This is a genomic window from Fuscovulum ytuae (assembly GCF_029953595.1).
Taxonomy (GTDB): Bacteria; Pseudomonadota; Alphaproteobacteria; order Rhodobacterales; family Rhodobacteraceae; genus Paragemmobacter; species Paragemmobacter ytuae.
In genome coordinates, this window is the sequence record NZ_CP124535.1 from 2,225,080 (window position 1) to 2,246,929 (window position 21,850).

22 protein-coding genes and 1 tRNA gene are annotated in these 21,850 nt (G+C 64.2%); 15 read left to right on the top strand and 8 right to left on the bottom strand.

Translation table 11 applies throughout. The annotated features are described in order from the left end of the window. The first annotated feature begins 8 nt into the window (after positions 1–8). The 6 genes from rsfS to QF092_RS10825 all read left to right on the top strand — a co-directional run bounded on the left by rsfS (position 9) and on the right by QF092_RS10825 (position 5,618). Positions 9–503, top strand: coding sequence for a ribosome silencing factor (gene rsfS, locus QF092_RS10800; RefSeq protein ID WP_281463913.1), 495 nt, complete (start codon positions 9–11; stop codon positions 501–503). A gap of 5 nt (positions 504–508) precedes the next feature. Continuing rightward, positions 509–982: a 23S rRNA (pseudouridine(1915)-N(3))-methyltransferase RlmH gene (gene rlmH / locus QF092_RS10805; protein ID WP_281463914.1), complete on the top strand. Its 474-nt coding sequence runs from the start codon at positions 509–511 to the stop codon at positions 980–982. Between the two features lie 125 nt (positions 983–1,107). After that, positions 1,108–2,625, top strand: coding sequence for a 2,3-bisphosphoglycerate-independent phosphoglycerate mutase (gpmI, locus tag QF092_RS10810; protein ID WP_281463915.1), 1,518 nt, complete (start codon positions 1,108–1,110; stop codon positions 2,623–2,625). Beyond that, positions 2,625–3,734 (top strand): murein hydrolase activator EnvC family protein, encoded by a 1,110-nt coding sequence (locus QF092_RS10815; protein WP_281469923.1) that lies wholly within the window; start codon positions 2,625–2,627, stop codon positions 3,732–3,734. Before gpmI ends, QF092_RS10815 begins: the two co-directional genes overlap by 1 nt. 7 nt (positions 3,735–3,741) lie before the next feature. Further along, the gene (locus tag QF092_RS10820) at positions 3,742–5,091 is read left to right on the top strand and encodes a S41 family peptidase (protein WP_281463916.1); all 1,350 of its coding nucleotides are present in this window, start codon (positions 3,742–3,744) and stop codon (positions 5,089–5,091) included. Positions 5,092–5,132: 41 nt separating this feature from the next. Beyond that, the gene (locus QF092_RS10825; RefSeq protein ID WP_281463917.1) at positions 5,133–5,618 is read left to right on the top strand and encodes an RNA pyrophosphohydrolase; all 486 of its coding nucleotides are present in this window, start codon (positions 5,133–5,135) and stop codon (positions 5,616–5,618) included. Positions 5,619–5,621: 3 nt separating this feature from the next. Here QF092_RS10825 and QF092_RS10830 read toward each other — a convergent pair whose 3' ends face one another. Together QF092_RS10830 and QF092_RS10835 are read right to left on the bottom strand one after the other, a co-directional pair. Then, complete coding sequence (locus QF092_RS10830; protein WP_281463918.1) at positions 5,622–6,665, bottom strand: LLM class flavin-dependent oxidoreductase; 1,044 nt, start codon at positions 6,663–6,665, stop codon at positions 5,622–5,624. Positions 6,666–6,740: 75 nt separating this feature from the next. Further along, the gene (locus QF092_RS10835; RefSeq protein WP_281463919.1) at positions 6,741–7,322 is read right to left on the bottom strand and encodes an SOUL family heme-binding protein; all 582 of its coding nucleotides are present in this window, start codon (positions 7,320–7,322) and stop codon (positions 6,741–6,743) included. Between the two features lie 223 nt (positions 7,323–7,545). On the opposite strand from QF092_RS10835, the gene leuC reads away from it, so the two are divergent. From leuC to QF092_RS10870, 7 genes are all read left to right on the top strand, one after another. After that, entirely contained in the window at positions 7,546–8,961 is a 1,416-nt protein-coding gene (gene leuC / locus QF092_RS10840; protein ID WP_281463920.1) for a 3-isopropylmalate dehydratase large subunit, read from the top strand. 11 nt (positions 8,962–8,972) lie between these two features. Continuing rightward, on the top strand, positions 8,973–9,578 hold the full coding sequence (leuD, locus tag QF092_RS10845; RefSeq protein WP_281463921.1) for a 3-isopropylmalate dehydratase small subunit: 606 nt from the start codon (positions 8,973–8,975) through the stop codon (positions 9,576–9,578). A 268-nt stretch (positions 9,579–9,846) separates the two neighbouring features. Further along, positions 9,847–10,680, top strand: coding sequence for a hypothetical protein (locus tag QF092_RS10850; RefSeq protein WP_281463922.1), 834 nt, complete (start codon positions 9,847–9,849; stop codon positions 10,678–10,680). A 65-nt stretch (positions 10,681–10,745) separates the two neighbouring features. Then, complete coding sequence (locus QF092_RS10855) at positions 10,746–11,744, top strand: endonuclease/exonuclease/phosphatase family protein (protein ID WP_281469925.1); 999 nt, start codon at positions 10,746–10,748, stop codon at positions 11,742–11,744. Positions 11,745–11,801: 57 nt separating this feature from the next. Beyond that, positions 11,802–12,908 carry a 3-isopropylmalate dehydrogenase gene (gene leuB, locus QF092_RS10860; protein ID WP_281463923.1) on the top strand — a complete coding sequence of 369 codons (1,107 nt, stop codon included), beginning with the start codon at positions 11,802–11,804 and terminating at the stop codon, positions 12,906–12,908. 164 nt (positions 12,909–13,072) lie between these two features. Then, the gene (locus QF092_RS10865) at positions 13,073–14,044 is read left to right on the top strand and encodes a DMT family transporter (RefSeq protein WP_281463924.1); all 972 of its coding nucleotides are present in this window, start codon (positions 13,073–13,075) and stop codon (positions 14,042–14,044) included. A 54-nt stretch (positions 14,045–14,098) separates the two neighbouring features. Continuing rightward, positions 14,099–14,175, top strand: a tRNA-Pro gene (locus tag QF092_RS10870). 147 nt (positions 14,176–14,322) lie between these two features. Here the strand turns inward: QF092_RS10870 and dctP are convergent. From dctP to QF092_RS10900, 6 genes are read right to left on the bottom strand one after another with little or no spacing between them, the layout of a single operon-like run. After that, the gene (gene dctP, locus QF092_RS10875; protein ID WP_281463925.1) at positions 14,323–15,384 is read right to left on the bottom strand and encodes a TRAP transporter substrate-binding protein DctP; all 1,062 of its coding nucleotides are present in this window, start codon (positions 15,382–15,384) and stop codon (positions 14,323–14,325) included. Positions 15,385–15,414: 30 nt separating this feature from the next. Then, positions 15,415–16,704: a TRAP transporter large permease gene (locus tag QF092_RS10880; protein ID WP_281463926.1), complete on the bottom strand. Its 1,290-nt coding sequence runs from the start codon at positions 16,702–16,704 to the stop codon at positions 15,415–15,417. Beyond that, positions 16,704–17,294, bottom strand: a complete 591-nt coding sequence (locus QF092_RS10885; RefSeq protein ID WP_281463927.1) for a TRAP transporter small permease — start codon at positions 17,292–17,294, stop codon at positions 16,704–16,706. Before QF092_RS10885 ends, QF092_RS10880 begins: the two co-directional genes overlap by 1 nt. A gap of 31 nt (positions 17,295–17,325) precedes the next feature. Continuing rightward, the gene (locus QF092_RS10890; protein WP_281463928.1) at positions 17,326–17,835 is read right to left on the bottom strand and encodes a flavin reductase family protein; all 510 of its coding nucleotides are present in this window, start codon (positions 17,833–17,835) and stop codon (positions 17,326–17,328) included. Then, the gene (locus QF092_RS10895; RefSeq protein ID WP_281469927.1) at positions 17,835–18,725 is read right to left on the bottom strand and encodes an aldo/keto reductase; all 891 of its coding nucleotides are present in this window, start codon (positions 18,723–18,725) and stop codon (positions 17,835–17,837) included. The genes QF092_RS10890 and QF092_RS10895 overlap by 1 nt, the downstream gene beginning before the upstream one ends. A gap of 5 nt (positions 18,726–18,730) precedes the next feature. Next, a complete protein-coding gene (locus tag QF092_RS10900; RefSeq protein WP_281463929.1) occupies positions 18,731–19,888 on the bottom strand; it encodes an LLM class flavin-dependent oxidoreductase in 1,158 nt (385 codons plus the stop codon). An 88-nt stretch (positions 19,889–19,976) separates the two neighbouring features. Between QF092_RS10900 and QF092_RS10905 the strand changes: the two genes are divergently transcribed. Together QF092_RS10905 and QF092_RS10910 are read left to right on the top strand one after the other, a co-directional pair. Further along, complete coding sequence (locus QF092_RS10905; protein ID WP_281463930.1) at positions 19,977–20,678, top strand: GntR family transcriptional regulator; 702 nt, start codon at positions 19,977–19,979, stop codon at positions 20,676–20,678. A gap of 10 nt (positions 20,679–20,688) precedes the next feature. Further along, positions 20,689–21,795 carry a Gfo/Idh/MocA family protein gene (locus tag QF092_RS10910; protein ID WP_281463931.1) on the top strand — a complete coding sequence of 369 codons (1,107 nt, stop codon included), beginning with the start codon at positions 20,689–20,691 and terminating at the stop codon, positions 21,793–21,795. The last annotated feature ends 55 nt before the right edge of the window (positions 21,796–21,850 follow it).

Here is a 21,850-nt window from a genome sequence, read left to right on the forward strand (position 1 = left end):
GCGCCGCGATGCTACCTTTGCTTGAACGCCCCGCGCCGGGGCCTGCACGGCGCGCAACCCAGGAGGACGATGTCCTGTCTCATTCTGACCCAGCGACCGGCCTGCCGGTCGGCCCGAGGGCCCCGCGCATGAGCGAGACGGCCACGGCAACCGCCCCCGCCTATACGTCCGAAGAAATCCTCGCCGCCGTCCTGAAATCCGTCGACGACGACAAGGCCGAAGATATCGTGCAGATTGATCTGCGCGGCCGTTCGGATGTGGCCGATTACATGGTCATCTGCTCGGGCCGTTCGTCCCGCCAGGTCGCCGCCATCTCGGAAAAGCTGGTCGATCGCCTGAAACAGGATTTCCGCCTCCACACCAAGATGGAAGGCAAGGAAACCGGCGATTGGGTGCTGATCGACACGGGCGATGTGATCGTCCATGTCTTCCGCCCCGAAGTGCGCGAATTCTACCAGCTTGAAAAGATGTGGCTGCCGGGAAGCGCGCATCGCGGGGCCTGATCCCCATGCGCCTGCACATCTGCGCCATGGGCCGCATCCGGGCCGATCAGCCCGAACGCGCCATCCTCGAAGACTATCAGATGCGGTTCAACCGCACCGGCAAACCGCTTGCCCTCGGTCCGCTGACGGAAATCGAAGTCGAGGACAAGAAGGGCGGCGGGATGGAAGCAGAGGCCGAACTTCTGCTCAAGGCCGTCCCCGCCGGATCGCTTCTCGTGACCCTCGATGAACGGGGGCGCGTCCTCTCCTCCCCTGAATTCGCCACCCAGATCGCCCGCTGGCGCGACGAAGGGCGGCAGGACGTGGCCTTCGTGATTGGCGGGGCCGATGGCCTTGCGCCGGGCCTGCGCGACCGCGCGGCTTTCTCGATCAGCTTCGGGCGCATGGTCTGGCCGCACATGCTTGTGCGCGCGATGCTGGCCGAACAGCTTTACCGCGCCGCCACCATCCTTGCGGGCAGCCCCTACCACCGCGCCTGACCAAATTTCTTCGAAGAAATTTGCAAAAGTTTTCGAAAACTTTTGCCGCCCCGCCCTCGCACGTTGCCCCCCGGTGCCCCGGCGGGTATTCAGACGCCAACGACACCGCAAAGGGGCATGCCGCCATGACCGTTCCGAAACCCGTCGTCCTTTGCATCCTTGATGGCTGGGGCCTGTCGGACCGGACCGAAGGCAATGCCCCCGCGCAGGCCAATGTGCCGACCTTCAACCGCCTCTGGTCCACCTGCCCGCATGCCACGCTCATCACCCATGGCCCGGATGTGGGCCTGCCATCGGGCCAGATGGGGAATTCCGAGGTGGGCCATACCAATATCGGCGCGGGCCGCGTCGTGGCCATGGACCTTGGCGCCATCGACCTCGCGGTGGAAGACGGCTCCTTTGCCACCAATGCCGCGCTACAGGCCTTCATCGCCACGCTGAAATCTACCGGCGGGGCGGCGCATCTGATGGGCGTGGCCTCCGATGGCGGGGTGCATGGCCATATCACCCACGTCCTCGCCGCCTGCCGCGCGATCACTGCCGCAGGCGTGCCCGTCTGGCTCCATGCCATCACCGATGGCCGCGACGTGGCCCCCTCGTCTGCAGCGGGCTTCATTGCCGACCTTGCCGCCCGCCTGCCCGTAGGTGCGCGCATCGCCACCGTGATCGGCCGCTACTGGGCGATGGACCGCGACACCCGCTGGGACCGCGTCGCGCGTGCCTATGCCGCCATGATCCACGCGCAGGGCGAACCTGCCCCCGATGCCGAAACCGCCGTCGCCCAATCCTATGCCAAGGGCGAAACGGACGAATTCATCGCCCCCACCGTTATCGCCAATTACTCCGGCGCGCGCGACGGCGACGGGTTCTTCTGCCTCAACTTCCGCGCCGACCGCGCGCGGGAAATCCTCTCGGCCATCGGCGACCCGGCCTTCACCGCCTTTGACACCGCCCCCCGCCCCGCCTTTGCGGCGCGTCTCGGGATGGTCGAATATTCCGACGCCCATAACGCCTATATGACCACGGCCTTCCCCAAACGCGTGCTGGTCAATACCCTTGGCGAATGGGTGGCCGCGCAAGGCCGCCGTCAATTCCGGCTCGCGGAAACCGAAAAATACCCCCATGTCACCTTCTTTCTGAATGGCGGGCGCGAAACCCCCTTCGCGGGCGAAGACCGCACCATGCCGAAATCCCCCAAGGTCGCCACCTATGACCTGCAACCGGAAATGAGCGCGCCAGAAGTCGGCACCCGTCTGGTCGAGGCAATCCGCGCCGGATACGACCTGATCGTGGTGAACTTCGCCAACCCAGACATGGTCGGCCATACCGGCGATCTTGCTGCCGCCATCGCAGCCTGCGAGGCGGTAGATCAAGCCTTGGGTGATGCGGTCGCAGCGCTTGCCGACAGGGGCGGCGCGATGATCGTCACCGCCGACCATGGCAATTGCGAACAGATGATCGACCCGCTGACGGGTGGCCCCCACACCGCCCATACCACCAACCCTGTCCCCGTGATCCTTTATGGCGGCCCCGAAGGCGCAACCCTACGCGACGGACGACTGGCCGACCTTGCCCCCACCCTGCTTGCGCTGATGGGCCTGCCGCAACCGGTGGAAATGACGGGGCAAAGCCTGCTCACATGATCCTGCGCGCTGCGGCCCTTACCCTTGCCCTCACCACGGCCCCCGCCGTGGCGCAATCCGTGGCCGAACAGGCCGCGCAAGCCTCGGCTGACCTGCAAGCCGCAGTCGCCGCATTGCAAGCCGCCGAAGGCGCACGCGACCGTGTCGCCGCCCTGACCGAAACGATCCGCGCCTATGAAACTGGCCTCGGCGCCCTGCGTGAGGCGCTCCGTCAGGCCTCCTTGCGCGAAACCGCCCTCACACTCCAGTTCAACGCCCAGCGTGACCGCATCTCGCAACTCGTCGGCGTTCTGGGGCAGATGGAGGCCGAACCCGGCCCCTCCCTCCTCCTGCATCCCACCGGGGCGCTTGGCACGGTGCGTTCCGGCATGATCCTTGCCGATGTCACCCCGGCCCTTCAGGCCGAAGCCGCCCGCCTGCGCGCCGAATTGCAGGAACTGCGCGATTTGCGCGATCTGCAACTTGCGTCAGGCCAGACGCTCGCCGCAGGCCTTTCCGCCGCGCAAGAGGCGCGCACGGCCCTGTCGCAGGCCATCTCCGACCGCACCGATCTGCCCCGCCGCTTTACCGAAGACCCCGATGCCCTGCGCGGCCTTCTGGAAAGCGCTGACACGCTTCAGGCCTTCGCCGAAGGCCTCGCCCCCGATGACAGCGATACCGAAGATTTCGCCGCCGCACAGGGTCGCCTGCCTTGGCCTGTCCTCGGTTCCATCCTCCTGCGGCCCGATGAGGCAGATGCCGCAGGCATCCGCCGCCCCGGCCTGACCCTTTCGACTCGCCCCCGCGCCCTTGTCACCGCGCCATGGCCCGCCACCATCCGCTATCGCGGCCCGCTGCTGGACTACGGAAATGTGATGATCCTCGAACCCGGCGGGGGCTATCTTCTGATCCTAGCCGGGCTGGATACCGTCTATGGCGAAGTGGGAGAGGTGGTCGCACAGTCTGCGCCCCTCGGTCTCATGGGCGGGAACGAGCCCGCGCTTGCAGACATCCTCGCCGCGTCGGAAGAAGGTGGTGGCGTGCGCGAATCGGAAACGCTTTACTTGGAACTACGGCAGGGAGCCGAGCCGGTGGACCCCGAACCCTGGTTCGCCGAAGGAAGGGATTGAGTTCGACATGAAGAAGTTCGTCATGGCCGCGCTGGGCGGCACGGTGGCCGGGGTGCTGATCACCACACAGGTTGCAGGACCCCTCATCGCGCAAGAGGCCGCACGAACCGAAAACGTCTATGAACAGCTTGATCTGTTCGGCGACATCTTCGAACGCATCCGCGCCCAATATGTCGAAGAGGTCGACAGCCAGCAGCTGATCGAAGCGGCCATCAACGGCATGCTCACCTCGCTTGACCCACATAGCAGCTATCTCGCCCCCGATGATTTCGACGATATGCGGGTGCAGACACGTGGCGAATTCGGCGGTCTGGGGATCGAGGTCACGCAGGAAGAGGGCTTCGTCAAAGTCGTCTCGCCCATGGACGGAACCCCCGCCGATGCCGCCGGGATCGAGGCAGGCGATTTCATCACCCATGTGAATGGCGAAAGCGTCCTTGGCCTGACCCTTGACGATGCCGTCGAAATGATGCGCGGTCCGGTCGGATCGGAAATCATCATCACCGTCGTCCGTGAAGGCGTCGAAGAACCCTTCGACGTCTCGATCATCCGCGATACGATCAAGGTGACGGCGGTCCGCTCGCGCATTGTTGGCAACACACCCGTCCTGCGCATCACCACCTTCAACGACCAGACAACCCCCGGCCTTGAGGCCGAATTGCAAAAGTCCCTTGATGAACTGGGCGGTCTGGACAACGTCGATGGCTTCGTCATCGACCTGCGCAACAACCCCGGCGGCCTCCTGACCGAGGCGATCAGCGTCTCTGACGCCTTCCTCGAGAAAGGCGAAATCGTCTCGACCCGTGGCCGCGATCCCGCGGATGGCGAACGCTTCAACGCCACACCGGGCGATCTGGCCGCCGCCAAGCCCATCGTTGTCCTGATCAACGGCGGCTCCGCCTCGGCCTCTGAAATTGTCGCCGGCGCCTTGCAGGATCACCGCCGCGCCATCGTCGTGGGGACCAAAAGCTTTGGCAAAGGGTCCGTGCAAAGCGTGGTCCCCCTGCGTGGCGACGGCGCGATGCGCCTGACCACCGCGCGCTACTACACGCCCTCGGGCCGTTCGATCCAAGCGCTCGGCGTGATGCCCGATATCGTGGTCAATCAACCCGTTCGCCCCCCGGCAACCGAAGGCGAAGAGGAAGAACAGTCCATCGCCCGCCGCCCGCAATCCGAGGCCGATCTGCGCGGCATCATCTCGAACGACTCCATGACCGAAGATGAACGCAAGCAGTTGGAAGAAGATCGCGCCCGGATCGAGGAAACCGCCGCGCTCCGGGACGAGGATTACCAGCTGGCTTATGCCGTCGACATCCTGCGCGGCCTGAAGGCCGTTGCCCCCTCCACCCAACCCTGACCCAGAGGCGCGGCCCCGATCAGAAGGGGCCGCGCAGTCCCATGGCCATCGACCCCAGCACCCTGCCCTACCGCCCCTGCGTCGGCGTCACCCTGATCAATGACAAGGGTGAGATTTTCGCGGGCCAGCGCCTCGATTCCACCGTCCCCGCATGGCAAATGCCGCAGGGGGGAATCGACGATGGCGAAAAGCCCCGCGCCGCCGCGCTGCGCGAGTTATGGGAAGAAACCGGTGTCACCGCTGATCTGGTGGATTTCGTGGCCAAGACCCCCGATTGGGTCACTTATGACCTGCCCCCCGAACTCTTGGGCAAGGTCTGGGGCGGCAAATATCGCGGTCAGCGTCAGAAATGGTTCCTCTTCCGCTTCATCGGAACCGACGATCAGATCCGCATCGACAGCGACCACCCCGAATTTTCCCGCTGGCGCTGGATCGGCGCTGCGGAAATGGTGGCCTCCATCGTCCCCTTCAAGCGCAAGGTCTATGAAGAGGTGGTGGCCGCCTTCCACCCCCACCTCGCGCCCTGATCCTTACTGCGCGGCGACCCGCGCCTCTGCCACCATGTCCTTGACCATCGGGATGACCTTCTCGCCATAAAGGCGGATGCTCTCCATCAGATGGACATGCGGCATCGGCCCGGTCGAATACTTCATGTCGAACCGCGTCACGCCCAGCGCCGTCACCGTCGCCGCAATCTTCCGCGCCACCGTCTCCGGGCTGCCGACATACAGCGACCCTTGCGTGATCTCCCCCATGAATCGATCCGCCGTCACCGGGGGCCAGCCCCGCTCGGCCCCGATCCGGTCAAACATCGCCTTGTAATGTGGCCAAAGCTGCTCTGCCGCCGCCTCATCCGTCTCGGCCACATGCCCCGGTGAATGCACTCCGATGGGCCGCACCACGCCCCCCACCTGCGCCACCGCCCGGTGATAGAGGTCCACATAGGGTTTGAACCGCCGCGGATCGCCCCCGATGATCGCCAGCATCATCTGCAAATCTTGCCGCACCACCCGGATGACCGACTCGGGGCTTCCCCCAACGCCGACCCAAACCTGCATCCCATCGCCCAGCGACGGATAGACCCGCGCCCGGTCCAAGGGCGCGCGCGTCTCGCCCGACCACGTCACCTCTTCCTCGCGCACCAGCCGCGCGAAAAGATCCAGCTTTTCCTCGAAAAGCTGCTCGTAATCCTCCAGCGCATAGCCGAACAAGGGGAAGCTTTCGGTAAACGACCCGCGCCCAAGGATCACTTCCGCCCGCCCGCCCGATATCGCGTTCAGCGTGGAAAACCGCTGAAACACCCGCACCGGATCATCCGACGACAAAACCGTGACCGCCGATCCCAAGCGTATCCGTTCCGTCCGCGCTGCAATAGCGGCCAGCACGATCTCTGGGGCCGAGACGGAAAAATCCGCCCGATGATGTTCGCCGACGCCAAGGAAATGGATGCCCACCTGATCGGCCAGCACCCCCTGCTCCACCACCTCGCGCAGCACGACCTCATGGTGCTGCAACCGCCCATCCGGCCCCAGCGTCGTATCCCCGAACGTGTCCAGACCCAGTTCCACCTGCATCGCGGCCTCCTTCAACCTTCGCGCCCAACATAGGCCCAACAGGCCCCGCGCGAAACTCTGCACCCGCGCACAGGCTTAGCGCAGAACGAAACCCACCTCGTTCAAACGCGCCCCGGCAGGCGTCCATGGCGCATCATAAAAAGAATAAACCGGCCCGCCTTCCACCCGCAGCCCCCGCGCCTCGGCCCATGCCCGCAGCGCATCGGCCCGCGCCGCCATATCGACGCTGTCCGGCATGCCCGAAAATCCCTCCACCACCATCCGCGCCGCGGGCATCTCGCGCAGCACAACCCGCGCATCCTTCGGCACAGGCAACCCCGCCGCAACCGCCGCCGCAGGCATGGTGAACCGCACCCGCCACACCCCTTCGCCCTGATCCGCCTGCTCGACCGGGACGGTCATGGCGATCTTGTCGCCCCCGTCGTTGCCGCCAAAGATATACCCCGCCAACAACCCGAACCCGGTGTTCACCGCCGCCTTCCGGTCTCCCCGCACCGCCACCTCGGCCACAACGCGGGGTCCATAGGCCCGCACCTCTCGCGCGCCCTCTGCCGCCTCCACTACAAAGGCAGGCCGTTCATATCCCTTCCGCGTCATCTCTTCCGCCCCCGCCTGCCCCGCCATCATCGCCACCGCCACCAGCCACAGCCACCGCATAGCGCACCTCCTGTATCACAACCCTTCAACCTAGCTTGCCTCACAAGGGATTCGAGCGTATCTAGCCCCGCATGACCCGCTTCTTCGACATGGCCGATCACGCCCGCCTGCCTTGGCGCTTCACCCGCGAAAGCCGGTCCGTCCTCGCACGACTTATCTGACGCCTTCCCGCGTCATCGGCGCTCTGCGCCACCCCCACAGCCATATCCGAAAGAGATGAGCCATGACCGCTCCGCGCACCCTCTATGACAAGATCTGGGATGATCACGTCGTCCATCAGGCCGAAGACGGCACCTGCCTTCTGTATATCGACCGCCACCTCGTGCATGAGGTGACCTCGCCGCAGGCCTTCGAAGGCCTGCGCATGACGGGCCGCAAAGTCCGCGCCCCGGAAAAGACCATCGCCGTGCCGGACCACAACGTCCCCACGACCGCGGGCCGCGACACGCATATCGACAACGAAGAAAGCCGGATTCAGGTTGAGGCGTTGGATAAGAACGCCAAGGATTTCGGCATCAACTACTATCCGGTGTCCGACATCCGCCAAGGCATCGTCCACATCGTCGGCCCCGAACAGGGCTGGACGCTGCCGGGCATGACTGTCGTCTGCGGTGACTCGCATACGGCAACGCATGGCGCCTTTGGTGCACTCGCCCACGGCATCGGCACCTCCGAAGTGGAACATGTTCTGGCGACGCAAACGTTGATCCAGAAGAAATCCAAGAACATGAAGGTGGAAATCACCGGCAGCCTGCGTCCCGGCGTCACCGCCAAGGACATCACCCTGTCCGTCATCGGCGCAACCGGTACGGCGGGCGGCACCGGCTACGTCATCGAATATTGCGGCCAAGCCATCCGCGAACTGTCGATGGAAGGCCGCATGACGGTCTGCAACATGGCCATCGAAGGCGGCGCTCGCGCCGGCCTCATCGCACCGGATGAGAAAACCTTCGCCTATGTGATGGGCCGCCCCCACGCCCCGAAAGGCGCGAAATGGGAGGCAGCGCTTGCCTATTGGAAGACCCTCTTCACCGATGAAGGCGCGCATTTCGACAAGGTCGTGACGATCAAGGGCGAAGATATCGCCCCCGTCGTCACCTGGGGCACCTCGCCCGAAGACGTGCTGCCCATCACCGGCACCGTGCCGTCCCCCGAAGACTTCACCGGCGGCAAGGTCGATGCGGCGAAGCGCTCGCTCGATTATATGGGCCTGACGCCGGGCATGAAGCTGACCGATATCGCCATCGACACGGTCTTCATCGGCTCTTGCACCAATGGCCGGATCGAAGATCTCCGCGCCGCCGCTGCGATCCTGAAGGGCAAGAAGATCAAGGTCAAACGCGCCATGGTCGTCCCCGGATCGGGCCTTGTGCGCGCGCAGGCCGAAGAGGAAGGTCTGGCCCAAATCTTCATCGATGCGGGCTTTGAATGGCGTCTGGCGGGCTGCTCCATGTGCCTTGCCATGAACCCCGACCAGCTCAGCCCCGGCGAACGCTGCGCCGCCACCTCCAACCGCAACTTCGAAGGCCGCCAAGGCCGCGGTGGACGCACGCATCTCCTGTCGCCCGCCATGGCCGCTGCCGCCGCGATCACCGGTCACCTGACCGATGTGCGCGAGATGATGTCGGAACAGGTGTAAGGAATAGACCGATGGACAAATTCACCACCCTCACCGGCATCGCGGCGCCCATGCCGCTGGTCAATATCGACACCGATATGATCATCCCGAAACAGTTCCTGAAGACGATCCAACGTTCGGGCCTTGGCAAGAACCTGTTCGATGAGATGCGCTATACGCAGGACGGGCAAGAAATCCCCGATTTCGTCCTGAACCAGCCCGCCTATCGCAAGGCCGAAATCCTTGTCGCGGGCGATAACTTCGGCTGCGGCTCGTCGCGCGAACACGCCCCTTGGGCGCTGCTCGACTTCGGCATCCGCTGCGTGATCTCCACCAGCTTTGCCGACATCTTCTTCAACAACTGCTTCAAGAACGGCATCCTGCCCATCGTCCTGCCGCAGGATCAGGTGGATGTGCTGATGGCCGATGCGAAAAAAGGCGCCAATGCCCGTGTCACCATCGACCTTGAGGCGCAGACAGTCACCACCTCGGATGGCCAGACCTTTTCTTTCGAGGTCGACCCCTTCCGCAAGCACTGCCTCTTGAACGGGCTGGATGACATCGGCCTGACGCTGGAAAAAGCCGCCGCAATCGACAGCTTTGAACAAAAAGCAGCGACCCTGCGCCCCTGGGCCTGATTAGCGGCCAACACTCTGTTACCCACAACATCTAGGGCCGCCCCACGGGGCGGCCTTTTTCTTGCCCGCGTCTTGATGCAATTGCGCGACACCTTGCCCGCGAAATGGCCCGAAATCCCACCCATACCTCTGAAGGTGTGTTGTCAGAGTTTTCGAAAGTTGGCACAAATTGGGCAAGATTGAGGCAGTCCGCCATAATGTGCGGGAAATCGTCGAAACGGTCATGCGGGGCAAACCCGTGGTCCAACGACGGGAAGGAAACAGGGTAGTGGCGTCACGGGTCACAGGGGCGATTTTTCGCGCGTTCATCGTTGCGGCACTTGTGCTTGCGCCTTCCATGCTTGTCCCCGGCCTTTCGGTCGATGCGCAGCAGACGGTGGCGCTTGTCGCGCTTTTTGCGGCGGCCCTAACCTATGTTGAATACAATGCCGATGCCCCCGGTCTTGTCGAATTCCGGGATGCGCCGCCGTTCAATCGCACCCGTTTTGCCCTGCTTGCCGTCACGGTCTTTGCGCTGACCCTGATCGAACGCGGGCGCGATCTGCCGTCCACTTTGACCGACCTTATCACGGCGGTGGGCATGCTGATCGGGCAGGCGATGGATTTCCCCTACAGCCCCGTTCGTCTGGCGACCGAGGCTTTGGCAGACACAGCATCGGCGACCGAAATTGCCGCCCTTCGCACCGCCGCAGGCACCGCCTATCTGACGACGCTGCTTGCGCTTTTCGTCTTTTCTTTCCTGATGCGCCGCACTTGGCCGCGCCCAGGTCGCACCTTCAACGTCTGGGTCAATCTGCCCACCTTCGACCCGACCAGCGTCTCCGACATCGTGGCCCGCCTCGAACGTGACGCGCGCATTAACATTTCCTTAGGGTTTCTCCTGCCATTCCTGTTGCCAGCCGTGGCGCATCTCACCATGGGCGGGCTCGACCCGGCAGTGGTGACGGCACCACATACCTTGATCTGGATCACGGCAGCATGGGCCTTCTTCCCCGCCAGCCTGTTCATGCGCGGCATCGCCATGCTTCGGCTGGCCCAGATGATCCGCGAAAAACGCCGCGCCAATTCGGCGCTGGCCGAAGCAGGCGCGCAGCTGGCCTGATCCTCGCCGCCTGCCTTGCCGCCGTTCAGGCGCAGGCCGAAACCCTCCGCATCGCAACATGGAATATCGGGCTGGAACGGCCCGGCCCCGGCCTTCTGTTGCAGGATATCTCCCGTGGGAAAGACCCCGCCATCGCCGCCGCTGTCGCGGTGCTGATCCGGCTCGATGCCGATATCCTTGTGCTGACCGGAGTGGATTACGATCCCAATCTTCTGGCCCTCACCGCCTTCGCGCAACGTCTGGCCGAAGCTGGGCTTCCCTACCCCCATCTGCATGCCCCCCGCCCCAATAGCGGCCAACCCACAGGCCATGATGTTGACGGCAACGGCACCACCCATGATCCCGCCGATGCGCAAGGCTGGGGCCGCTTTCCCGGCGCAGGCGGCACCGCCATCCTGTCGCGCCTGCCCCTGATGACAGATCGCGCCACCGATCATTCCACCTACCTCTGGCGCGATCTGCCGGGCCACCTGATGCCGCCCATCACCCCCGCCCTCGCCGCGATCCAGCGCCTGTCCTCCCATAGCCACCTTGAACTGCCCGTCGCCCTGCCCGATGGCCTGCCCCTCACGCTGCTCATATGGCACGCCACCCCGCCCGTCTTCGACGGCCCCGAAGACCGCAATGGCCGACGCAACCATGATGAGGCGGCCTTCTGGCTGCACCTCCTTGATGGCACCCTGCCCACCCCGCCCCCGACACAACCCTTCCTCCTGATCGGCGATGCCAATCTCGACCCGGCCGATGGCGATGGCCGCCCCGCAGCGCTGGCCGCCCTGCTCGCCCATCCGATGCTGCAAGACCCCGCCCCCCGTGGCAGCCATGGCCGGACGGAACCCACCCAGAAAGGCGACCCCGACCTTGATACCGTCTTCTACCCCCGTCTCGGCGGCCTCAGGCTCGACTACATCCTGCCCTCGCGCGATCTGGCGGTCACCGCTTCGGGCGTCCTCTGGCCGCCCGCAGGTGATCCCTTCGCCGGAACCCTCGCCACCGCCTCGCGCCACTACCCTGTCTGGGTCGACATCACGCCACCCGCAGCCCCCAATCCTTTGCCGCCTTGACCAGCCCCCGACGACCCGCTAGGCCACGCCCAACACCCCAAAAGCAGGAGCGCCACCGTGGCCAACCCCTCCCTTCTCATCCTCGCCGGCGATGGAATCGGCCCCGAAGTCATGGCCGAGGTGAAAAAGATCATCGGCTGGTTCGGCACGAAACGCGGCATTACCTTCGACGTGTCTGAAGACCTCGTCGGCGGCTGCGCCTATGACAAGCACGGCACCCCCCTGCACGATGACACCATGGCCAAGGCGCAGGAAGTGGACGCCGTCCTCCTCGGTGCCGTCGGCGGCCCGCAATATGACAATCTCGACTTCTCGGTGAAACCCGAACGCGGCCTTCTGCGCCTGCGCAAGGAGATGGACCTTTATTCCAACCTCCGCCCCGCCCAATGCTTTGACGCGCTGGCCGATTTCTCTTCGCTGAAGAAAGAGGTGGTGGCTGGCCTCGACATCGTCATCGTCCGCGAACTCACCTCCGGTGTCTATTTCGGCGAACCCCGCGGCATCTTCACCGAAGGCAATGAACGCGTCGGCATCAACACCCAGCGCTACACGGAATCCGAAATCGCCCGCGTCGCGCGCTCGGCCTTCGAACTCGCCCGCCGCCGCAACAACAAGGTCTGCTCGATGGAGAAGGCCAATGTCATGGAATCCGGCATCCTCTGGCGTCAGGTGGTGCAAGAGGTGCATGACCGCGAATATCCCGACGTGCAACTGTCGCACATGTATGCCGATGCCGGCGCCATGCAGCTGTGCCGCTGGCCCAAGCAGTTTGACGTGATCGTCACGGATAACCTTTTTGGCGACCTTCTGTCGGATGCCGCCGCGATGCTGACTGGCTCGCTCGGCATGCTGCCCTCGGCCAGCCTCGGCGCGCCGATGGCCAATGGCCGCCCCAAGGCGCTTTACGAACCCGTCCACGGGTCGGCCCCCGATATCGCGGGCCAAGGCAAGGCCAACCCCATCGCCTGCATCCTCTCCTTCGCCATGGCGCTGCGCTACAGCTTTGATCTGGGGGATGAGGCAAAGCGCGTGGAGGCCGCGGTTGAAAAGGTGCTCGCCGATGGCGTCCGCACCGCCGATCTGATGGGCCCCGAAGGCGGCACCCCCGTCTCGACCAGCCAGATGGGCGACGCGATCCTCGCCGCGCTGGACGCCTCGCTCTGATCCGGAGGATGGGCAGAACAGCCCATCCTACCGCATACCGTCGGGCCTGTAGGATGGGCCAATGCGCCCATCCTTACCCCAAGGCCACAACCGCACCTTGCGCCCGCGCGCGTCCCGGTCCATGACCGGAACAGGATCACTCCGCGCCGGACCAAAGGCCCCCGATGACCAGCTCGCACTCCAACCTCAAGGGCGCCGCGCTGTCGCTGGCGGCCTTTGGCATCTACGCCACCCATGACGTCGTGGTGAAATATCTCGGCAGCAGCTTCTCGGCCGTTCAGATCATCTTCTTCTCCGGCCTTCTGTCCTTCCCCCTTCTCTCCGTCATGCTGATGGGCGACCGGCGCGACGAAAACCTCGTCCCCCGCCATCCATGGTGGAGCCTGCTGCGCGCCGTCTGTGCCGTCATCAGCGGGGTGCTCGCCTTTTACGCCTTCTCCACCCTCCCGCTCGCCCAGTGCTACGCAATCTTCTTTTCCATGCCGCTGCTCATCACCGTTCTGGCCATTCCGATGCTGGGCGAACGCGTCGGCATCCATCGCGGCGCGGCGGTGGTCGTCGGGCTGATCGGCGTTCTCGTCGTGCTCCGCCCCGGTCAGGCCGACCTTGAACTTGGCCATCTCGCGGCGCTGGCCGCCGCCGTCTCGGCCTCGCTCGGCTCCGTCATCGTGCGCAAGATCGGCAAAGAGGAACGCTCCGCCGTCCTCATGCTTTACCCGATGCTCGGCAACGTGCTGGCGATGGGTGCGGCACTCCCGTTTGTCTATGAACCGATGCAGATCACCGATCTCGGCCTCATGGGGATCATCGCGCTCTTTTCCTTCCTCGCGGGCCTTCTCGTGATCAAGGCCTATCGCACCGCGCCCGCCGTCATCGTCGCGCCCATGCAATATTCCCAAATCCTCTGGGCCGCCCTGTACGGCACGCTTCTCTTCGACGAATCGATCAACCGCTTCACCGCCATCGGCTCCGCCATCATCATCGCCTCCGGCATCTACATCGTCCTGCGCGAAGGCACGCCCTCGGTCTCTGGCAACCGCCCCGTCCTTTCCACCCGCAGCCGCGCCGAAACCGCCACCATGCCGCGCGTCAGTGTCATGATGCGCCGCATGGGCATTCCCGAAAGGCAGGATTGACGCGCCCACCCCTTGCAAATGCCGCAAGGGGGCTGTAACCCACCCCCACACGGTCGGAGCGTAGCGCAGTCTGGTAGCGCACCTGCTTCGGGAGCAGGGGGTCGGAGGTTCGAATCCTCTCGCTCCGACCAATTTCCCGAAAACCCTACAATCCGCACAGGCGCGTGAGCGGTCTTCCTCCGTCACGCTTGGCCTGCCCTTGGATCACCCGAAATCCCAATAAAAAAGGTGCAGGCAGGCCATCGCCCCCCTGCACCCCATCATCTACGCCAGCAGCCTTAGTTCAGGTCGCCCGCCCGTGCCGCGCTGACCGAGGCTTCCGCGCTCGTCACCGCCGCCGTGAAGGCGTCCAGAACCTCCGGCCCGCCCTTCACATTGGCTTTGAACCAGTCAAAAACCGGGTTCACAGCTGCCTTGAAGGCCGCCTTTTCCTCGGCGGTGGGCACATAGATCTCACCCCCTGCCGCGCGGAAATCGGCATAGGCCTGAATTTCCTTGCGCTTCGGGCTGGCAAAGGTCGCCTGTTGCAGCGCGGCAAAGCCATCCACAACGATCTGCTGCTGCTCCGGGGTCAGCGACTTGAACCGATCATTCCCCATCCACCAGAAGGCGCCCATATAGCTGTGCCCGTCCAGCGTCAGGTATTTGATCCCCGCATCGGTGAACTTCATCGACATGATGTCGGTGATCCCGTTCGCCGTACCTTCCACCACCCCGGTCTGAAGCGAGGTGAACAGTTCCGGCCACGGAATCGGCGTCGGCGATGCCCCAAGCGTGGTGGCCAACGTCTGCGGCAGGTCCGCAGGAACGGTGCGCATCTTCAGACCCGCCAGATCGCCCGGTGCCGCCACGCGACGCTGGGTGTTGGCATAGTTCCGCCAGCCGCCCGTATTGCCGATGGTCATCAGCCGGATCTTGTCGTCCGAATCCGCCAAGGCCATCGCCCGCAGCTTTGCCGTGAAATCGGTGCGCGTCAGCACCTCTTCGGCCACGCGGTCATCGCTCATCAGATAGGGCAGGTCCAGCACCTGAATATAGGGGAACAGCCCCGCCGCCCCGCCACTGGTCGAGATGTAGATGTCGATCGTGCCATCCGCGACCCCGGCAAGGCATTCATCCCCCTTGGCGCACAGTTGGGTGCCCATGAAGATCTCCACCCCGATCGCGCCATTCGAGGCGTTCTCGACATAGTTCTTGAACACGACCAGACCGTCGTAATCCTCGTCCTGTTCGTTGGAATTGGCGGTGGCGCGCAGCATGATGTCCTGCGCCAGCGCGGCCCCGGCCGTTCCGGCCAAAAGCGCGGCAAGCGCCACGGACCGAAGGGTGTTCTTGAGCATGGTTTCCTCCCTTTTTAACTCGTCTCAAGGTTAGTTCACGAACCCGAAAAAGCGCGGGATCGTCAGGCAGATTGCGGGGAAGTAGGTGATCAGGAAGATCACCAGAACCTCCACCGCCAGAAATGGCAGGGTCGCTTTGGCAACGGTCTCGACCCTCAGCCCCGACACAACAGAGGTGACGAACAGCACAAGCCCCATCGGCGGCGTCAACAGGCCAACCGTCAGGTTGACCGCCATGATGATGGCGAAATGCACGGAATCAACACCCAGTGCGGTGAAGATCGGCCCCAGGATCGGCCCGAGGATGATGATGGCGGGACCTGCGTCCAGAAACATCCCCACGATGAACAGCAGGATGTTGATCAGGAACAGCAGGATCAGCGGATTGTCCGACAGCGACAGGATGAAACCGGCAAGGATTTCCGGTGTATGGGCAAGCGCCGCAACCGTCTTGAAGGCCATCGCCGCCCCCACCAACAACAGCACAACGGCCGAGGTCAGGCCCGCCCGGATCAGAATGCCGGACAGGTCGGAAAGCTTTAGCGTCCGCAGCACGAACAGACCGATCAGAACGGAATAGCCCACCGCCACAGCCGCGGCCTCGGTCGGGGTGAAAATCCCGCCCAGAATGCCCCCCAGAATGATGACGGGCGTCAGTAACGGCCAAATGGCGTTCAGGCTGGCCTTGCCACGCGTTCCCCAACTGGCCTTCTGCGTCCGTGCAGGCAGGTCGTATCTGTCGGCCAAGAAATGGATGCACAGCATCAGACCGCCGCCGATGAGGATGCCCGGAACAATCCCCGCCAAGAACAGCGCGGCCACACTCTCGCCCATGACATAGGCGTAGATGATCATGATGCCCGAAGGCGGGATGATCGGCCCGATGATCGACGATGCGGCGGTGATCGCGGCGGCAAAGCGTCGGGTATAGCCCTGCCGTTCCATCGCGGGGATCAGCATCGACCCAAGCGCCGATACATCCGCCACCGCAGACCCCGACAGCCCCGCAAACAGCATCGAGGACAGCACATTCACATGCGCCAACCCGCCGCGCAAATGGCCCATCATCGCCTGACTGAACTCGACCAGCCGAAGGGTGATGTTGGACCGGTTCATCACCTCGCCCGCGATCATGAAGAACGGGATCGCCATCAACGGAAAGCTGTCCATCCCGTTATAGACATTGCGGTACAAAAGGACGATGTCGCGCTCCTGCCCGTTCATCCACAGCAGCACCGCAGGCGCGAAGATCAGCCCGAAAAAGACCGGCAGGCCAATCAGCAACAGAACAAGGAAAAGCGGCAGGAACAGGCTCAGCATCACTCCGCCCCCAGACTGACCGCGTCGGCAATGGGCAGCAATGCGTCACCGCGGCCCGCCAAGGAAAGGATTTGCCGCAGCAAAAGCTCCAGATTGACAGCGATCAGCAGCCAGATGCCGACCAGCAAAGACGCCATCATCGTGGACTTCGGCAGCTTCATCCAAACATCGAAGCCAAGGCTGACCGGCACCCGCAGCGTATCCATTTCCGCCCGCCCGCCAAAGCCCGTCACCTCGGCCCAGCCAATCGCCGCCGCCTTCAAAAGAACCACCATCGCAACGCCCGTCAGGATCAACCCAAGCAAAGCGGCGATCCCCCGAGGCAGCAACCGTGACAGCATGTCGATGGAAACAAAGCCCCCCCTGCGATAGGCCGTCCCGATCATCAACCCCGTGGCCCACAGCATCAGAAACCGCGCCAACTCTTCTGGCCAAGGCAGCGCATTATCAAGGACATAGCGGAAGAAGACCTGCACCAGAATGGCAATGACCATCACGCCAAGGAAAGCAGCGCCCAGCCAGCGGCCAAGCGTCAACACAGCAGCGTTCAACCTGCTTAGGCCGTTGCAGATGGCCAATAATGCCGCCACGTCTCCTCCCCTCATCCCCGCTTGCGCAGGGTCAACCGTCAAACCGTCCGAACCTGCCTTTCGCGAAAACCAGCGGCTCCCCCTCCTCAAGGGTCAATCGCAGGACCCTGCCCACGATGATCAGATGATCCCCGCCTTCATGCGTGGCGTCCTGCGCGCATTCAAACCGCGCCAGCGTGCCGTCCAGAACCGGAACGCCCTCGGCATTCGCCCGCCAGTCCAGCCCGTCGAACCCCACGCCCTCGCGCCCGAACCGCGCCGGAAAGCCCGCCTGATCCTGCCCGAGCACATGGATCGCATAATGCCGCGCCCCGGCAAAGGCCGCAAACCGCCGCGACGCCCGCGCCAGCGACCACAGCACCAAGGGCGGGTCCAGCGACAGGCTCGCAAAGCTGTTGGCGACAAACCCCATCGGCCCCGCCGGCCCCGCGACGGTGACCAGCGTCACCCCCGTGGCAAAACGGCCCAGCGCATCGCGGTACTGCCGCGCTTGCCCCGCATCCGGCACGATCGCCTCGCCCTGCATGCCGCCATCCGCCATCAGGCCACCTCATGCCCTTGCGCCAGCGTCAGCAGCTCGAACCACGTCTGGCGGTCCATCGGCACCCGCAACGCATCCGAAATCGCCGCAATCCGCGACAGGGTGTTGGTCCCCAGAACCGGAATGATCCGCGCCGGATGATGCAGCAGCCACGCCACCGCCACCGCCGTCCAATCCGTGCCCGCCTCGGCCCCAATCGCATCCAGCCGCGCGGCCAGCCCATCCCGCGCCTCGGCCCTCAGCCGCCCGCCGCCAAGCGGGCTCCACGCCATCGGCGCGATCCCCCGCTCTTGCAGAAAGGCCAGATCGCCATTGGTAAAGGCGTCCCGGCAGGTCAGCGACAACTCGATCTGGTTCGTCACCAAAGGGGTCGACATGGCCGATTGCAGCAGCCGCGTATCCCATGGGCGAAAGTTTGAAACCCCGACCGCCCGCACCTTGCCCCCTGCCACCAACGCATCCAGCGCGCGGCCCGTCTCGTGATGGTCCATCAATGGATCGGGGCGATGGATCAGCAACAGGTCAATCCGATCCGTCGCCATCTCGCGCAGGCTGGTTTCCACCGATGCGGTGATATGCGCCGCCGAGGTATCGTAATACTTCACCCGCGCCGCCGCATGCCGCCCAACCGGGGCCACGATATCGCATTTCGTCACGATCTCGATCCGGTCGCGCAATCCGGGGGCCGCCCGCAGCGCAGCCCCCAGCAAGGCCTCGGCAGCGTAGCCGCCATAGATATCGGCCTGATCCATCGTGGTGATGCCCTGCGCCAGACAGGCCTCCACCTTCGCCTGCACATGGGCGGCGCTTGTGTCGGCATCATCACCCAGCCGCCACATGCCATAGACCAGCCGCGACATCGTGATCGGTCCCAGCGTAACCCGCTCCATGCTCATCACCGACGCACTCCATTTCCAAGGGGGGTTGCCGGGGTCGTTGCAGGCACCCTTCCATAGGCATGGGGCAGCGAACAGGTCTTCAACTCCGGCATCACCTTGGTCCCAAAATGATCGCATTCATCCAGATGCGGATAGCCCGAAAAAATGAAGGCCCGTATCCCCATGGCCCGATATTCCTCGATCTTCGAACAAACCTGATCGACCGATCCCACCAGCGCCGCGCCACAGCCCGACCGCGCGCGCCCGATCCCCGTCCACAGATGTGGCTCCACATAGCCGAACTGATCGGCCAATTCGCGCGCCCGCGCCTGATGCGCCACGCCAAGGCTGATGGAATCATGCGCCCGGTCGCGGATCAGCTTGCCATATTCGTCATCCAGCTTGGACACGATGTAATCGGCATAATCCCGTGCCTCGGCCTCGGTATCCCGCACGATCATATGCACCCGCAGCCCGTAATCCAGCGTCCGGCCATGCCGCTCGGCATGCGCATGCACATCCTGCATCCGCTTGGCCAGCATCTCTTTCGTCTCCGGCCACATCAGATAGACGTCGCATTGCGCCCCGCACAGTTCCAACGCATCGGGCGAATAGCCCCCGAAATACAAAAGCGGCCCGCCATTCTGCTGATACGGCCGCGCCGGGTCCGACGTGATCTTGGAGATATGATAAATATCACCATGATATTCGATATGGTCCTGCGTCCATGCCTGACGCAGAATCTCCACCACCTCATGGCTGCGACGATAGCGATAGGCGCTGTCGGCCACCTCGCCCGGAAAATCCGACGAGATGACGTTCAACGTCAGCCGTCCCTGCAACATGTGATCCAGCGTCGCCACCGTCCGCGCCAGCATCACGGGCTGCATCTCGCCACAACGGATGGCCGCGAGGAAATTGATCCGCTCCGTGATCGGTGCACAGCCCGCCACGAAAGACAGCGTATCTTGCCCCACCTGATAAGAGGACGGGCACAGGATATTGCGGAACCCATGCCCCTCGGCCCGTTTCACGATGTCCGAACAATGCGCCCAGCTTGACCGCAGATCGCCATCCGGCACACCAAGGAACTGGTAATCATCCGAACACAGGGCCCCGAACCAGCTGACCTCACACGCATCCAGATCGGGCGAGGTGATCGGAACGACGGACATGATTCTGTGACTCCGCTTTCGTGCTTTCCTCTTGCGTAGCATCCGCTTTGATGTAGATCAATCATGTATCAATTCTGGATGCGACGTGATGGCCCACCCCGGATCGCTGCCGCTTTATCAGCAGATCGCCGAACTCCTGATCCGCGATATCGCCTCGGGCCGCCTGATCGACGGCGAAAGGCTTCCCCCCGAACGCGATATGGCGGCGTCTCTTGGCATCGCGGTTGGCACGCTCCGGCAAGCACTTAAATCCCTGACGGAAAAGGGGCTGCTGGAACGCGTGCAAGGATCGGGCAACTATATCCGCGCGCGGGCCGATGCGGCCTCGGTCTATGCGCTCTTCCGGCTAGAGCGGATCGAAGGCGGCGGCCTTCCCACCGCCCGCGTCCTTTCCGTGGACCGCGTGCCGAAATCCCCTGCCCTGCCGCCCTTTGGCCGCCACGCCGAAGGTCACCGCATCCGCCGCCTCCGCTTCCTCTCCGGCACCGTCGCCGCGGTCGAGGAGATTTGGCTCGACGCCGCCGAGGTGGACCGCATCGCCCCGGCCGACCTGCTTGAATCCCTCTACCTCTTCTACCGTCAGCGTCTGGGCATCTGGATCGCCCGCGCCGAAGACAGCATCGGCCAAGGCCCCCTCCCCGATTGGGCCCCGCCCGACTTTCCCCATGCCCCCGGCACTCCGCTTCCCCTCATCACGCGGGTCAGCTGGGCGCAGGACGGCCGCTCGGTCGAAGCCTCGCTCACCTGGTACGACCCCGACACCATGCGCTATGTCGCGCGCCTCAGATAGGAAAACACCCATGCTGCGTTACGGGATCATCGGTTGCGGAATGATGGGGCAGGAACACCTGCGCAACATCGCCCTTTTGGACGGGGCCTCCGTCGCCGCCATCTTCGAACCCGACCCTGACATGCGCGCCGCCGCCGCCACGCTCGTGCCAGACGCGCAAATGGTGGGCAGCGTGGCCGAGGTTCTGGCCAACCCGGAGGTGAACGCCCTTCTGATCGCCAGCCCCAACCATATGCATTTGGGCCAGCTGGAACAGATTGCCGCCATCCGCCCCCTGCCAATCCTCTGCGAAAAGCCGCTTTTCACCGATCCCGCCGATGCGCCGCGCCTTGCGCGCCTGCGCGCAGCCTATCCCGCGCCGATCTGGGTGGCGATGGAATACCGCTACATGCCCCCCGTCGCCCACTTCCTGCAACAGGCCGCCGCCGCCACCGGGGGCGTCCGCATGCTGACGATCCGCGAACACCGCTTCCCCTTCCTGCGCAAGGTGGGCGACTGGAACCGCTTCAACCGCAATTCCGGCGGCACGCTGGTCGAAAAATGCTGCCACTTCTTCGATCTGATGCGCCTTGTCGCAGGCTGCAATCCGGTCCGCGTCATGGCCAGCGGCGGGCAGGCCGTCAACCATCTGGACGAGGTCTATGATGGCCAGCGCTCCGACATCTGGGATCATGCCTATGTCATCGTCGACTTCGCCTCCGGGCTGCGCGCGATGCTCGAACTCTGCATGTTCGCCGAAGGCAGCCGCTATCAGGAAGAGATTTCCGCCACCGGCCCCATGGGCAAGATCGAATGCCTCGTCCCCGGCCCCGGCCGTTTCTGGCCCGCCCATCTGGGCGCGGCCCCGGTGCCCAAAGTCATCCTCAGCCCGCGCCAGCCCGCCGGTCCGGTGGAACTGGATATCCCTGTCGATCCAGCCCTCCTTGCCGCAGGGGATCACAACGGTTCCACCTTCTACCAACATCGCGGCTTTCAACGCATGGTCGCCGGCGAACAGACCGCCGAGGTGGGGTTCGAAGATGGCTGGTGGGCTGCGGCCATCGGCATGGCCGCCCAGCAAAGCGCGATGACGGGCGAAGCCGTCCATCTGGATCGCGCGCCCTTCACCCCCGCCTGACAAATTCCCGCACGGTCATTCGTAAAACACCCCCTACCGTCACCCAATCGTCACC